This is a genomic window from Cupriavidus taiwanensis, from assembly GCF_900250075.1.
GTDB lineage: Bacteria > Pseudomonadota > Gammaproteobacteria > Burkholderiales > Burkholderiaceae > Cupriavidus > Cupriavidus taiwanensis_C.
Genome location: NZ_LT977070.1, coordinates 1655755 through 1670612, shown reverse-complemented (window position 1 = coordinate 1670612; position 14858 = coordinate 1655755). Strand labels below are relative to the sequence as shown.

Annotated in this window: 13 protein-coding genes and 1 tRNA gene; 12 read left to right on the top strand and 2 right to left on the bottom strand. The window is 68.8% G+C overall.

Annotation, left to right across the window (positions count from 1 at the left end):
• Window positions 1-82: 82 nt before the first annotated feature.
• The gene (locus tag CBM2588_RS07780) at window positions 83-898 is read right to left on the bottom strand and encodes an alpha/beta fold hydrolase (protein WP_231942165.1); all 816 of its coding nucleotides are present in this window, start codon (window positions 896-898) and stop codon (window positions 83-85) included.
• A gap of 34 nt (window positions 899-932) precedes the next feature.
• Window positions 933-2540, bottom strand: coding sequence for a benzoate-CoA ligase family protein (locus tag CBM2588_RS07775; protein ID WP_115680031.1), 1608 nt, complete (start codon window positions 2538-2540; stop codon window positions 933-935).
• A gap of 281 nt (window positions 2541-2821) precedes the next feature.
• Between CBM2588_RS07775 and CBM2588_RS07770 the strand changes: the two genes are divergently transcribed.
• The 12 genes from CBM2588_RS07770 to CBM2588_RS07715 all read left to right on the top strand — a co-directional run bounded on the left by CBM2588_RS07770 (window position 2822) and on the right by CBM2588_RS07715 (window position 14701).
• A complete protein-coding gene (locus CBM2588_RS07770; RefSeq protein WP_115680030.1) occupies window positions 2822-3769 on the top strand; it encodes a helix-turn-helix transcriptional regulator in 948 nt (315 codons plus the stop codon).
• A gap of 102 nt (window positions 3770-3871) precedes the next feature.
• The gene (gene boxC / locus CBM2588_RS07765) at window positions 3872-5569 is read left to right on the top strand and encodes a 2,3-epoxybenzoyl-CoA dihydrolase (RefSeq protein ID WP_115680029.1); all 1698 of its coding nucleotides are present in this window, start codon (window positions 3872-3874) and stop codon (window positions 5567-5569) included.
• Window positions 5570-5598: 29 nt separating this feature from the next.
• Entirely contained in the window at window positions 5599-7023 is a 1425-nt protein-coding gene (gene boxB, locus CBM2588_RS07760; protein WP_115680028.1) for a benzoyl-CoA 2,3-epoxidase subunit BoxB, read from the top strand.
• 13 nt (window positions 7024-7036) lie between these two features.
• A complete protein-coding gene (gene boxA, locus CBM2588_RS07755; RefSeq protein ID WP_115680027.1) occupies window positions 7037-8281 on the top strand; it encodes a benzoyl-CoA 2,3-epoxidase subunit BoxA in 1245 nt (414 codons plus the stop codon).
• Window positions 8282-8394: 113 nt separating this feature from the next.
• Window positions 8395-8784, top strand: coding sequence for an MbcA/ParS/Xre antitoxin family protein (locus CBM2588_RS07750; protein WP_012352603.1), 390 nt, complete (start codon window positions 8395-8397; stop codon window positions 8782-8784).
• Window positions 8744-9496 carry an RES family NAD+ phosphorylase gene (locus CBM2588_RS07745; RefSeq protein WP_115680026.1) on the top strand — a complete coding sequence of 251 codons (753 nt, stop codon included), beginning with the start codon at window positions 8744-8746 and terminating at the stop codon, window positions 9494-9496. The genes CBM2588_RS07750 and CBM2588_RS07745 overlap by 41 nt, the downstream gene beginning before the upstream one ends.
• Before the next feature lie 122 nt (window positions 9497-9618).
• Window positions 9619-9694 (top strand) — tRNA-Met (locus CBM2588_RS07740).
• Window positions 9695-9889: 195 nt separating this feature from the next.
• Window positions 9890-10474 carry an NUDIX hydrolase gene (locus CBM2588_RS07735; protein WP_062798246.1) on the top strand — a complete coding sequence of 195 codons (585 nt, stop codon included), beginning with the start codon at window positions 9890-9892 and terminating at the stop codon, window positions 10472-10474.
• 40 nt (window positions 10475-10514) lie between these two features.
• On the top strand, window positions 10515-11267 hold the full coding sequence (gene aat / locus CBM2588_RS07730; protein ID WP_115680025.1) for a leucyl/phenylalanyl-tRNA--protein transferase: 753 nt from the start codon (window positions 10515-10517) through the stop codon (window positions 11265-11267).
• Window positions 11268-11346: 79 nt separating this feature from the next.
• Complete coding sequence (locus tag CBM2588_RS07725; protein ID WP_115680024.1) at window positions 11347-12144, top strand: arginyltransferase; 798 nt, start codon at window positions 11347-11349, stop codon at window positions 12142-12144.
• 108 nt (window positions 12145-12252) lie between these two features.
• The gene (locus CBM2588_RS07720) at window positions 12253-13287 is read left to right on the top strand and encodes a quinone-dependent dihydroorotate dehydrogenase (protein WP_115680023.1); all 1035 of its coding nucleotides are present in this window, start codon (window positions 12253-12255) and stop codon (window positions 13285-13287) included.
• Window positions 13288-13723: 436 nt separating this feature from the next.
• Entirely contained in the window at window positions 13724-14701 is a 978-nt protein-coding gene (locus CBM2588_RS07715) for an ABC transporter substrate-binding protein (protein ID WP_092313453.1), read from the top strand.
• Window positions 14702-14858 lie beyond the last annotated feature (157 nt).

Genomic DNA, 14858 nt, shown 5'->3' with positions numbered 1-14858 from the left:
GCCGGTCACCCCTGCCTTTGCCATGGGCCGCCGGCGGCGCATCTGGCACCGGGAACCCCTGCGCAATCGGCGGGAAGCCGAATTATTTTAGGTTTGAAGTATATGCGTTTATATGCCTAACCGCGGCCAGCGTCAACGGATCTTTTTGGTCGCGATGGGGCGAATGTCCGCATCGCGCGAGTTTAAGCAAGGTGGTCTGGGGGGCATATCGATGGATACCCTCGATCTGCGCCATGGTGCCGTACTCGTCGTCCTCGCCCTGCACCGCCAGCACCGGGCATTGGATGCCGGACAGCAGCGGCCGCAGGTCCCAGGCGCGGAATTCGGGGTCGAGCCAGATATCGTTCCAGCCCCAGAACGCCGAATCGACATCCGCGTGGTGGCGCGCCAGCCGCTCGCGCAGGTCGGTTTCGAGATAGGCCTGCCGCGTCGCCGCGATGCTTTGCACCGACAGGTCTTCGACCACGATATGGGGCGCCAGCACGGTGATGCCCGCCACCGCACGCGCAAAGCTGGCAGCGTGGATCAGCGCGATCGAGCCGCCGTCGCTGTGGCCGAGCAGCCAGGGTATGCCGTGCGCGCGGCCGGGTCCGATTTCGAGCGCATCGAACAGCGCGGGCAACGCCTCGCGCGCCTGCCGGTGCATGAAATCGGGGCGCCACTTCTCGTCGTGCGGCCGCGGCGTGGAGCGACCGTAGCCGTAGCGGGAAAACACCAGCCCGCGGTAATCGCCGGCCTCGCAGAAGTCCAGCGGAAAGTCGCGCCACATGCTGACCGAGCCCAGGCCCTCGTGCAAAAACACCACCAGCGGGCGCTGCGCGCGCTGCGGGCGCAGCCACTGATATTCGATCTGGATGCGGCGGTTGTCGAACGGAATCTCGACCAGGCTGCTGGGCATGGACATCTTGTCTGGTTGCATCGGTTAAGGAAGTTCAGCCGCGCACGGCCTGCTCGCGCTGGCGCAGGCGGAAGCGCTGGATCTTGCCGGTCGCAGTCTTGGGCAGTTCCGGCACGCATTCGATCTGGCGCGGGTACTTGTACGGCGCCAGGCGCGACTTGATGAAGGCCTGCAGTTCCGCCGCCATGCCGTCGTGCCATTGCTGGCCGGGGCGCAGTACCACGAAGGCCTTGGGCTTGACCAGTTCGTCGGCGTCCGTCACGCCGATCACCGCTGCTTCCAGCACGGCCGGATGCTGGGCCAGCGCGGCCTCGACCTCGAACGGCGAGACGTAGATGCCGCCGACCTTGAGCATGTCGTCGCTGCGGCCGGCGTAGGTGTAGTAGCCGTCCGCATCGCACAGGTACTTGTCGCCGCTGCGGGTCCAGGCGCCGACAAAGGTCTCGCGGCTCTTGTCGCGGTTGCACCAGTACATCAGCGCGGCGCTCGGGCCCTTGATGTAGAGCTCGCCGATCTCGCCGGCGGCGCAGGGCTGGCCCTGCTCGTCGAGCAGCCTGATTTCGTAACCGGGGACCGGCACGCCGGTGGTGCCGTAGCGCACCGCGCCCGGCCGGTTCGACAGGAAGATATGCAGCATCTCGGTGGAGCCGATGCCGTCGAGGATGTCGCAGCCGAAATGCGCCAGGAAGCGTTCGCCGATATCGCGCGGCAGCGCCTCGCCGGCCGAGGTGCATACGCGCAAGGCCACCTGCGCTCGCGCCGGCAGCTCGGGCGCGGCCAGCATGCCGGCGAACAGTGTCGGCACGCCGCAGAACAGCGTCGGCTTGTGCTCGCACAGCCGTTTGAACACGGCCGCGGGCGTGGGCCGCTCGGCCATAAGCACGGTGGTGGCGCCGACCGACATCGGGAAGGTCAGCGCGTTGCCCAGCCCGTAGGCAAAGAACAGCTTGGCCGCGGAGAACACCACGTCGTCCTCGCCAATGCCCAGCACTTGCCGTGCATAGAGGTCGGCGGTATGGAACAGGTTGGCGTGGGTATGCACGGTGCCCTTGGGCCGGCCGGTCGAGCCGGACGAGTAGAGCCAGAACGCCATGTCGTCGGGCCCGGTGCGCGCAGTCGTTGCCGGTGTGCGCGTGCGCGCCAGCATCGCGCCGACGCTGCACGACGGTGCGGCGCCGGCGTGCGGTGCGGCCTGGATCACGGTCGGCGACAGCCCGCTCTTGTCGATCGCGGCCTGCATCACCTGCAGCAGCGGCTCGGACACCACCACCGCGCGTGCGCCACTGTGTTCGAGCATGTAGGCGTAGTCGTCGGCCGTCAGCAGGGTATTGACCGCCACCGGCACCACGCCGGCCAGCAGGCAGCCGAGGAACACCACGGGAAAATCGACCGTATCCAGCGCGCACAGCAACAGGCGCTCTTCCTGGCGCAAGCCGGCCGCGCGCAGCGCGCCGGCGAAGCGGCGGGCCCGCTCGTCGAGCTCGGCGTAGGTCAGCGCGGTGGTGTCGTCGCGATAAGCGGTCTTGGCCCCGCGGCCGGCCGCGAGGTTGCGCGACAGCAGGTCGTCGGCGGCGTTATAGCGTGACGGCAGCGCCGCAATGGCACCAGGGGTGCCGGCCGCGGCAAGGGTGGGGGGCGTCATGTCTGCACTCCTCGGGGTCGCGCGCCGCGACCCGCCACCGCGGGTGCGCGCCGGCGCCAGGCCAGTCGCTGTTATGGGAACCGGCCGGAATGCAGCCGGAATCCGCTTGTTGATGCATTTTATTTCACATCAACTATTATGCAACCAAGGGAATGCACTATAGGACAGGGTTCGCGGACGCAGCCGCCTCCGGCACCACTTGGTGCGACCCCGCTGAACGTATAATGCGCCCCTGCTTTTGCCCGAGCCTTCATTGGCCGCCTCCAACCCCGACCGACACCATGCGCCGCGATTCCGCACCGCTGCCCGCCGCCAGCGCCGCCGAGGCCGACACCCATGCCGCGCCCGCTGCCAACGCCGAACGCGACCCCTACCTGACCCGGCTGGGCGAGCGCATCCGTTCGCTGCGCGCGTCGCGCGGCATGTCGCGCAAGGACCTGGCGCGCGGCGCGGCCGTGTCCGAACGCTACCTGGCCAATCTGGAAACCGGCACCGGCAATGCCTCGGTGCTGCTGCTGCGGCAGGTGGCGCGCGCGCTCGATGTGCCATTGCCGGTGGTGCTGGCCGAGGTGGACACCCTCAACGGCCAGCAGGCGTCCGAATTCGCGCAGATGGTGCAGTGGCTGGCGCAATTGCCAGCCGGCGACCTTGCGCGCGTACGCGAAGCCTGCCGCCATGCGCTGGCGCCGGAACAGTCAGGCGATGCGCGCCACCGCCGCATCGCGCTGATCGGTCTGCGCGGCGCCGGCAAGTCGACGCTGGGGCGCGCGCTCGCCGCGGTGCGCGACGTGCCCTTCGTCGAACTGAATACCGTGATCGAGCAGGAAGCAGGCGCCAGCCTGTCCGAGATCCACTCGCTGTACGGGCAGGCTGCCTATCGCCGCTACGAAATGCGCGCACTGGAGCGGACCCTGCGCGAGCACGACCGCATGGTGCTGGCCACCCCCGGCAGCCTGGTGTCGGAGCCGGCCACCTTCAACCTGCTGCTGGCGCAGTGCTACACCATCTGGGTGCGCACCTCGCCCGAAGAGCACATGGCGCGCGTGGTGGCCCAGGGCGACATGCGGCCGATGGAAGGCAACCGCGAGGCCATGGCCGACCTGCGCCGCATCCTCGAAGCGCGCGCGCCGCTGTATGACCGGGCCGACCTGTCGATCGACACCAGCGGCCAGGACGCCGCCGCCTCGCTGCAGCAACTGCGCGCCCGGCTGGAGGCCGCGGGCGCCTGAAGCTGCCCCGGCGCAGGCCGACAAAGACGTTGCACCACCCGTCTCCATGCACTATATTTCATCAAAAGCCGCAAGGCACGATAGTGCACTCTGGAGACAGCCATGTCCACGCCGGCAATCGCCCCGCACCACCCCGGCTCGGCCGACGCGCCCGCGCCGGTCACGTTCGAGCGCCACCCCGACCAGTACCGCCACTGGAAGCTGAGCTTCAACGGCCCCATCGCCACGCTGGCGATGGACGTCGACGAGGAAGGCGGCCTGCGTCCTGGCTATGCGCTCAAGCTCAATTCATACGACCTCGGCGTCGACATCGAACTGCACGACGCGCTGCAGCGCATCCGCTTCGAGCACCCCGAGGTGCGCACCGTGGTGCTCACCAGCGCACGCGAGCGCATCTTCTGCTCGGGCGCCAATATCTTCATGCTGGGGCAGTCGTCGCACGCGTGGAAGGTCAACTTCTGCAAGTTCACCAACGAGACCCGCAATGCCATCGAGGACGCCAGCCGGCACTCGGGATTGAAGTTCATCGCCGCCTGCAACGGCACTACCGCCGGCGGCGGCTATGAGCTGGCGCTGGCATGCGACGAGATCGTGCTGGTCGACGACCGTTCGTCCGCGGTAAGCCTGCCCGAGGTGCCGCTGCTGGGGGTGCTGCCCGGCACCGGCGGGCTTACGCGCGTAACCGACAAGCGCCATGTGCGCCGCGACCACGCCGACATCTTCTGCACCACCACCGAAGGCGTGCGCGGCCAGCGCGCCAGGGACTGGAAGCTGGTCGACGAGGTGGTCAAGCCGGCGCGCTTCGCCGAATACGTGGCCGAGCGCGCCGCGGCGCTGGCAGCGACCAGCGACCGTCCGCAAGGCCACCACGGCGTCACCCTGACGCCGTTGTCGCGCACCGTCGAGCCGGACGGCTATCGCTACGAGACCGTGCGCGTGCACGTCGACGCCGCCGCGCGCAAGGCCACGCTGACCGTGTTCGGCCCCGACAAGCACCAGCCCGCCGACCTGGCCGGCGTGGTCGCGGCGGGCGCGCAATGGTGGCCGCTGAAGATGGCGCGCGAACTCGACGACGCCATCCTGACGTTGCGCACCAACCATCTCGACCTCGGCATCTGGGTGCTGAAGACCGATGGCGACCCCGCCGCGGTGATGGCGGCCGATGGCCTGCTGCAGGCGCACGCCGGCCACTGGTTCGTGCGCGAGACGCTGGGCATGCTGCGCCGCACGCTGGCGCGGCTGGATGTGTCGTCGCGCAGCCTGATCGCGCTGATCGAACCCGATTCCTGCTTTGCCGGCACGCTGCTGGAACTGGCGCTGGCCGCCGACCGCAGCTACATGCTGCACCTGCCCGACGCCCCCGACGACGCGCCGCGCGTGTTCGTCTCGCCGCTCAACTTCGGCCACTACCCCATGCCCAACGGCCAGACCCGGCTGGCCGCGCGCTTCTACGGCGAGGAGGCCGCGCTGGGCCCGGTGCGCGACCATATCGGCGCGCCGCTGGACGCGCTCAGCGCCGATTCGCTAGGCCTGATCACCGCGGCGCCGGACGATATCGACTGGGAAGACGAGATCCGCATCGCGCTGGAGGAACGCGCCAGCCTGTCGCCGGATGCGCTGACCGGGATGGAAGCCAACCTGCGCTTCGGCGGCGCCGAGACCATGGAGACCCGCATCTTCGGCCGGCTCACCGCCTGGCAGAACTGGATCTTCCAGCGCCCCAACGCCGTCGGCGAGCACGGCGCGCTGAAGGTCTTCGGCAGCGGCAACAAGGCCCGCTTCGACTGGGATCGCGTCTAGCGCGCCCGCAAGACACAGGAGACCAGGACGTGAGCATCGACTACAGCCAGAAGATCCCCAACAACGTCAACCTGTCCGACGACCGCGCGCTGCAGCGCGCGCTCGAGCACTGGCAACCCGCCTTCCTCGACTGGTGGCGCGACATGGGGCCCGATGGCTCGCACGACTTCGAGGTGTACCTGCGCACCGCGGTGTCGGTCGATCCATCGGGCTGGGCGCATTTCGACCACGTCAGGATGCCGGACTACCGCTGGGGCATCTTCCTGCAGCCGGCCGATCCCGAGCGCCGCATCCACTTCGGCGAGCACAAGGGCGAGGCCGCGTGGCAGGAGGTGCCGGGCGAGCACCGCGCCAACCTGCGCCGCATCATCGTGACCCAGGGCGACACCGAGCCCGCCTCGGTCGAGCAGCAGCGCCACCTCGGGCTGACCGCGCCCAGCTTGTACGACCTGCGCAACCTGTTCCAGGTCAACGTCGAGGAAGGCCGCCACCTGTGGGCGATGGTGTACCTGCTGCACCGCTATTTCGGCCGCGACGGCCGCGAGGAAGCCGAGGCGCTGCTGGAGCGCCGCTCCGGCGACCAGGACAACCCGCGCATCCTCGGCGCCTTCAACGAACGCACGCCGGACTGGCTGTCGTTCTTCATGTTCACCTATTTCACCGACCGCGACGGCAAGTTCCAGCTGTGCGCGCTGGCCGAGTCCGGCTTCGATCCGCTGGCGCGCACCACGCGCTTCATGCTGACCGAGGAAGCGCACCACATGTTCGTCGGCGAATCGGGCGTATCGCGCGTGATCCAGCGCACCTGCGAGGTCATGCGCGAGCGCGGCATCGACGACCCGGCCGAGGTGCGCGCCGCCGGCGTGATCGACCTGCCGACCATCCAGCGCTACCTGAACTTCCACTACAGCGTCACCATCGACCTGTTCGGCGCCGACCAGTCGTCGAACGCCGCCACCTTCTACAGCGCGGGGCTGAAGGGACGCTTCGAGGAGGGCAAGCGCGCCGACGACCATCTGCTCAAGGGCGAGGCCTACCGCGTGCTGGAGGTGCGCGACGGGCGCCTCGGCGAGCGCGAAGTGCCGATGCTCAACGCCCTCAATGAAGTGCTGCGCGACGACTACATCAAGGACAGCATGGGCGGCGTGGCGCGCTGGAACAAGGTCATCGAAAAGGCCGGCATCCCGTTCCGCCTGACCGTGCCGCACAAGGCCTTCAATCGCAAGATCGGCACGCTGGCCAACGTCCATGTCTCGCCCGACGGCAGGCTGATATCGGACGCCGAATGGACGGCCAGCGAGCGCGACTGGCTGGCGACCGACGAAGACCGCGCCTTCGTCGCCTCGCTGATGGGCCGCGTCGCCGAGCCCGGCAAGTACGCCAACTGGATCGCCCCGCCGGCGGTGGGCATCAACCGCCAGCCGATGGATTTCGAATACGTGCGCTTCAACTGAAACCAGATACGCCATGGGCGCCCCCGACATCATCAAGCAGCACCTGATCGATCCGGAAATCTGCATTCGCTGCAACACCTGCGAAGACACCTGCCCGATCGACGCCATCACCCATGACGACCGCAACTACGTGGTCCGGGCCGACGTTTGCAACGGCTGCAACGCCTGCCTGTCGCCCTGCCCGACCGGCGCCATCGACAACTGGCGCACCATGCTGCGCGGCCAGGCCTACCCGATCGAGGCGCAGCTGCTGTGGGACGAGCTGCCGGCCGAGCTGCCGTTGCCGGAGCTGGACAGCGCGGACCAGGCCGCGCCGGCCACCGCCGGCAGCGGCACCACCACGGCCGACGACGCCGCGATCCAGGCGGTCGAGACCAGCCGCCATACCTCGCCGCGCGCACCGTGGTCGGCCGCCCATCCCTATGTGAACCTGCACGGCGTGCGCGCGCCGGTGACCGCCACCGTGGCCGGCAACTACCGGCTCACCGCCGCGGATGCCTCGAGCGACATCCACCATATCGTGCTGGATCTCGGCACCCACTTTTTCCCGATCCTGGAGGGCCAGTCGATCGGCATCGTGCCACCCGGCACCGATGCCGCCGGCAAGCCGCACTACATCCGCATGTATTCGGTCGCCAGCCCGCGCGACGGCGAGCGCCCGGGCTATAACAACCTCGCGCTGACGGTGAAGCGGGTCGAGCAGGACCACGACGGCAAGGCGGTGCGCGGCGTGGCGTCGAACTACCTGTGCGACCTGGCCAAGGGCGACACGGTGCAGGTAGTGGGCCCGTTCGGCTCGACCTTCCTGATGCCCAACCACGCCGAGGCCAGCGTGATGATGATCTGCACCGGCACCGGGTCGGCACCGATGCGCGCCATGACCGAGCGCATGCGCCGCAACCTGGCGCAATTCAGCGGGCGCCGCCTGCTGTTCTTCGGCGCGCGCAATGCCGCCGAACTGCCCTACTTCGGCCCGCTGCTGAAGCTGCCCAGGGACTTCCTCGAGATCCACTTCGCCTTCTCGCGCGACCCGGCCACGCCGCGCCGCTATGTCCAGGACGCGATCCGCGAAGCCGCCGACAGCGTTGCCGCGCTGCTGGGCGACGCCAACGGCCATGTCTATATCTGCGGCCTGAAAGGCATGGAGGAAGGCGTGCTGGCGGCATTTGAAACGGTCTGCGCCGGCGCCGGTCTTAACTGGAAGGCGCTGGAAACCACCATGAAGGCCGAAGGACGGCTGCATATCGAAACCTATTAGCCGCGACCCGGGCAAACCGCCCGCGCGGCGACACGGGTCGGATCTTTTGGGGCAGCCCTTCCCTTCTGAAATTCATCGCCTATAATCTTTCTGAAGAAACAGGAGCATAGGCGATGCAATCGAGGCGGATTCCGGAAACCGATCCCGCCGGAGGCCCCGACCCCGGCACCACGCTGACCAAGGCGGTCATGCGCGCCGCGGGCTTCCTGGGCATCAGCCAGGCCATGGTGGCAAGCGTGCTGGGCATCAGCACGGCCTCGGTCTCGCGCATGGCCTCGGGCGGCTATGTGCTCGACGCGCACCGCAAGGAGTGGGAGTTCGGCGTCTTGTTCGTGCGCCTGTTCCGCTCGCTCGACGCCATCCTGGGCCACGGCGACCAGGCCCGCCTGTGGCTGACCAACGACAACCTCGCGCTGGGCGGCAAGCCGCTCGAACTGATCCGCACAACCGAAGGTCTGGTCCGTGTCGTTCACTACCTGGACGCCACCCGCGGTCGCATCTGAGCGCCGGCAGTTCGCGCTCACGCTGTGGCGGGCGGTGGAAGCCCAGCATGTGGTCTCCACCATGCCGCTGGTCGACAGCCTGGAGGAACAGGCGGTGCTGGAAGCGGTGCTCGACGCCGGCAAGCCGGCCGTGCCCCTGGAGGCACGCCATCTGCACTATCTGCTGTTCACCCCGTTCCGCTACCCGCCCTCCCCGTGGGGCTCGCGCTTCCGCGCCAGCCAGGATCCGGGCGTGTTCTATGGCGCCAACGAGATCCGCACCGCCTGCGCCGAGCTCGGTTACTGGCGCTGGCGCTTTCTCAACGACAGCCCGGCGCTGCCCCGCATCGACGCGCGCGCGCAGACGCTGTTCGAAGTGCGGGTCGAGACCTCCGGGGTGGCGCTCGACCAGCCGCCGTTCGACCGCGACCGCGCCGCCTGGACCGATCCGGACAACCACGAACCCTGCCAGGCGTTCGGCCGCATCGCGCGCGAAGCCGGCCTCGGCATGATCCGCTACACCTCGGTGCGCGATCCGCAGCACGGGCCCTGCGGCGCGGTGCTGACGCCGCGCGCGTTCTCGCACCCGATGCCGCTCGACACCACCACGTGGATGCTGACCGTGCGCCGCGACCGCGTGATCTGGCAGCGCGACGACCTGCAGCAGCGCGACAGCTTCGAGTTCGAGGCCGCGCTGTGGCAGCGCACAAGCGATACCCCCGAGGCGCGCTGAACCTCTGCCACGCCGCGGCGATCTAATCGTTATGGCACGCGGCAATGCGCATCGCTGACAAGTTTTGTTAAACAGGTGTTGCATTGCGCAACCAGATGCCATATAATCTTTTCTTCGACGGACGCGGGGTGGAGCAGTTGGCAGCTCGTCGGGCTCATAACCCGAAGGTCGCAGGTTCAAGTCCTGCCCCCGCAACCAACCGCACAGATGCTTATCTGTGACGCCGTCGACGCAGACAAACCCGCCTTCGGCGGGTTTTTTGTTTGGTGCCGCCAGCCCGCGGCGCGCGGGTGCCGCTGCGGCCTGCCGACCGATGGTGCACCACCGCTCCTACGGCCCGCCGGAGCGCTCGGCGGGGGTGATACACTTTCGCCATTCTCCCGGACGCCCCTCATGAAATTCTGCTCGAACTGTGGCCATGCGGTCGTGTTGCGCGTGCCTGACGGCGACAACCGCCCGCGCAGCGTTTGCGACAACTGCGGCACCATCCACTACGTCAATCCCCGCAACGTGGTCGGCACCATCCCGGTCTGGGAAGACAAGATCCTGCTGTGCAAGCGCGCGATCGAGCCCCGCTACGGTTTCTGGACCCTGCCTGCGGGCTTCATGGAGATCGGCGAGACCACCGCCCAGGCGGCCTCGCGCGAAACCCTGGAAGAAGCCGGCGCGCGCGTGCAGGTGGGCGAGCTGTTCTCGATCCTGAACGTGCCGCATGTGCACCAGGTGCACCTGTTCTACCTCGCCACGCTCGACGACCTCGACATCGCGCCCGGCGAGGAAAGCCTGGAAGTGAAGCTGGTGGCCGAGGCCGATGTGCCGTGGGATGAACTGGCCTTCCCCACCGTGATCCATACCCTGCGCTGCTTCTTTGCCGACCGCGCCGCCGGCCGCCTGCAGGACGGCAGCTTCCGGCTGCACAGTCTGGACATCGACAAGCCCATGCGCCCGCTGACCAGCCGGGCCACGGTCACGCCCTGAGCGGCGGGCCTGCCGCGCACCGCCCTCCGGCGCAGTCCGCATGATTGCCTGGCTGGACCCCCAGGATCCGTTCCCCCCGGTCGAGCACGCGCTCGGTCCGGATTCCGAGGCCCCCGGCCTGCTTGCCGCCAGCCGCGAGCTGTCGCCGCAGCGGCTGCTGCTGGCGTATCGCCAGGGCATCTTCCCGTGGTATTCGAGCGGCCAGCCGGTGCTGTGGTGGAGCACCGATCCGCGCATGGTGCTGGCGCCGCCGGCATTGCGCGTCTCGGCCAACCTGCGCAAGACGCTGCGGCGCGTGCTGCGCGATGCCGACTGGGAAATCCGCGTCGACCACGATTTCCTGGCCGTGATGCGCGCCTGCGCGACCACGCCGCGCGAGGGCCAGGACGGCACCTGGATCACCGACGCCATCATTGCCGCGTACAGCGCGCTGCACCGCAACGGCCTGGCCCACTCGGTCGAGAGCTGGTACCGCGGCAAGCGCGTCGGCGGCCTGTACGGCGTGGCGCTGGGACGGATGTTCTTCGGCGAGTCCATGTTTGCGCACCGTACCGACGCGTCCAAGATCGCGCTCGCGGCGCTGTGCGCGTTCCTCGGCAACCACGGCGTGGCGATGATAGACTGCCAGCAGGAAACCGACCACCTGGCTTCGCTGGGTGCGCGCCCCATCCCCCGCGCCGAATTCGTGGCCCATGTGCGCGCGGCAACGGCACAGCCGGCGATCAGTCCGTGGCGGTTCGACAAATCGGTGCTGGAGCGCTGGGCCGGGACACCCGCCGCGCCGGCAGCCTGAATCCCTGGCACGGGTGCCGACGCTGACGCTGCGGACCACCGTGCAAACCGCGCCGTCCCGCCCCGGAGCCCCCTGAGTCATGAGCAAGCTGAAGGAACTTCCGCTGTCCGCGCTGCAGTTCTATGCCACGGCGCCCTACGCTTGCAGCTATCTCGACGGCCGCATGGCGCGCTCCCAGGTGGCCACGCCGGCGCACCTGATCAATGCCGACGTCTATTCGCGCCTGGTGCGCGCGGGCTTCCGCCGCAGCGGCATCTTTACCTACCGGCCCTATTGCGACGATTGCCACGCCTGCACGCCGTGCCGCGTGCTGGTCGATCAGTTCACCCCGGACCGCTCGCAGCGCCGCGCATGGAACCGCCACCAGCACCTGCAGGCGCTGGTGGCGCCGCTGACCTACGTCGAAGAGCACTATTCGCTGTACCTGCTGTACCAGTCGATGCGCCATGCCGGCGGCGGCATGGACCAGGACAGCCGCGACCAATACGAGCAGTTCCTGCTGCAAAGCCGCGTCAACTCGCGCCTGGTCGAGTTCCGCGATCCCCCCGGCTCGCCCGAGGCCGGCCGGCTGCGCATGGTCAGCATGATCGACGTGCTCGACGACGGGCTGTCGTCGGTCTACACCTTCTACGATCCGCTCGAGCGCAACGCCAGCTACGGCACCTACAACATCCTGTGGCAGATCCGCCAGACCCATGCGCTGGGCCTGCCACACCTGTACCTGGGCTACTGGATCGCCGACAGCCGCAAGATGGCGTACAAGGCGCGCTTCCGGCCGCTGCAGGTGCTGACCGGCAACCACTGGCACGCGTTCGAGGACGTCGCCGCCGAAGCCCCGCAAGCCGCCGCGCCGGTGCCGCCCGCGACGCAGCCGTAGCCCGGCCAGGCCGCGGGCCACCGCCACGGCCGCCCTCGCGGACGGGCCAGCCGCTACAATGCCGCCCTGGTCCCGACTTCCGCGCCGCCCCGGCGGCCGCCTGCCCACGTGCTCAACGCGCTCTACCCCCTGTTTCGCCCCGCCCTGTTCTCGATGGATGCCGAGGACGCCCACCATTTCACGCTGAACAACCTGCTGCGCGCCCACCGCATGGGCCTGGGCGGCTGCATCGGCAATCGCATCGCCGACGATCCGCGCACGGTCATGGGGGTGCGCTTTCCCAACCCGGTTGGCCTGGCCGCCGGGCTGGACAAGGACGGCGCCTATATCGACGGCCTCGCCGCGCTCGGCTTCGGCTTTATCGAGGTGGGCACGGTCACGCCGCGCGCGCAGCCGGGCAACCCGCGCCCGCGCATGTTCCGGCTGCCGCAGGCGGATGCGCTGATCAACCGCATGGGCTTCAACAACGGCGGCGTCGATGCCTTCGTCGCCAACGTGCAGGCGTCGCGCTGGAAGGCCGAGGGCGGCGTGCTGGGGCTGAATATCGGCAAGAACGCCGATACCCCGATCGAGCGCGCCAACGACGACTACCTGTACTGCCTGGAGCGCGTCTATCCGCACGCCAGCTATGTGACGGTCAACATCTCGTCGCCCAACACCAAGAACCTGCGCCAGCTGCAGGGCGCGAGCGAGCTCGACAGCCTGCTGTCGACGCTGAAGGCCGCGCAGCAGCGCCTGGCCGACCAGCACAAGCGCTATGTGCCGCTGGCGCTGAAGATCGCGCCGGATCTCGACGCCGACCAGATCGGCAATATCGGCGACGCGCTGGTGCGCCACCAGATCGATGGCGTGATCGCCACCAACACCACCATCTCGCGCGAGGCGGTCAAGGGCCTGCCGCATGCCGACGAAGCCGGCGGCCTGTCGGGGCGCCCGGTGTTCGAAGCCTCGACCCGCGTGGTGCGCGCGCTGCACGGCGTGGTCGGCGACGCGGTGCCGATCATCGGCGTGGGCGGCATCTTCGGCGGTGCCGACGCGCGCGCCAAGACCGACGCCGGCGCCCGACTGGTGCAGGTCTACAGCGGCCTGATCTACCGCGGCCCGGCGCTGGTACGCGAGTGCGCCGCCGCGCTGCGCGGCTGAGCCCGACGGGGCCGGCCCAAGGCCCCGATCCTACCCGGCCGATGCGCCACCCGCACCGCCCGGGTCGAGGAAAGCCTCGACACCCTGGTGGCGCGCAATTGCATGAAGATGCGGCCGCCGCAATCAGGGTAATCCACAAGCAAATCCCGGTTCCCGCGCAATAAAATGCGCCTCGATGGCGGATAGCGGGCGTCTGACAGCATCGGATGCCCCACTTCCGCATGATGACTATCCATTTCGTGCGCGGGAAGTGGTATCCTCGCAGGCTTATCGCTGTCGCATCCGACGCGTCCGCGCACGCTCCCTCCCGCCGCAGGAAGCCGCCGCGCCCGCCCGGACCGGCACCGTGCGCCAGCTGGCGCGCGGGCCAGGACGGCTGACCGAACCATCCGCGGCCGTATCCAATCCAGAACCAAGTTTCGGGGGAGCACACATAATGAAATCCACCAAGGGTCTCGCAGCATCCAAGTCCATCCTGGGCGGCGCCGTGGCGCTGGCACTGCTGTACGGCGGCGCCGTGCAGGCCCAGACCGTCAAGGTGCTGTCGATCGTCGACCATCCCGCGCTGGACGCCATCCGCGACGGCGTGCGCGCAGAGCTGAAGGCGGCCGGCTATGACGCCGACAAGAGCCTGAAGTGGGAATACCAGAGCGCCCAGGGCAACACCGGCACCGCCGCGCAGATCGCGCGCAAGTTCGTCGGCGACAACCCCAATGCCATCGTCGCCATCGCCACGCCGTCGGCACAGGCCGTGGTGGCTGCCACCAAGACGGTGCCGGTGGTGTACTCGGGCGTGACCGATCCGGTCGCCGCGCAGCTGGTCAAGAGCTGGTCGGCGTCGGGCACCAACGTCACCGGCGTGTCGGACAAGCTGCCGCTGGACAAGCAGGTGGCCCTGATCAAGCGCGTGGTGCCCAAGGCCAAGACCGTGGGCATGGTCTACAACCCGGGTGAAGCCAACTCGGTGGTGGTGGTCAAGGAACTGAGCGCGCTGCTGGCCAAGGAAGGCCTGACGCTCAAGGAAGCCGCCGCACCGCGCACCGTCGACATCGGTCCGGCCGCCAAGAGCCTGATCGGCAAGGTCGACGTGATCTACACCAACACCGACAACAACGTGGTGTCGGCCTACGAGGCCCTGGTCAAGGTCGCCAACGAATCGAAGATCCCGCTGGTCGCGGCCGATACCGACAGCGTCAAGCGCGGCGCCGTGGCGGCACTGGGCGTCAACTACGGCGACCTGGGCCACCAGACCGGCAAGGTGGTGGTGCGCATCCTGAAGGGCGAGAAGCCGGGCGCGATCGCCTCGCAGACCAGCGACAACCTGGAACTGTTCGTCAACACCGGCGCGGCCGCCAAGCAAGGCGTCACGCTGTCGCCGGAGCTGGTCAAGGAAGCAAAGACCGTCATCAAGTAAGCCCAGCCACGCCCTGCCATGCCGCCGCCGCGAGGCGGCGGATGCGCTGGCCCGGCCTACCCGGCCTGGCCGGAACAGACCAGGGCGAGGCGGCCGGCGGCCCCACCGGGCGTGCCGGGCGCACCGCCCCGAAACCGGCGCCAAGGCAGACGCCGGA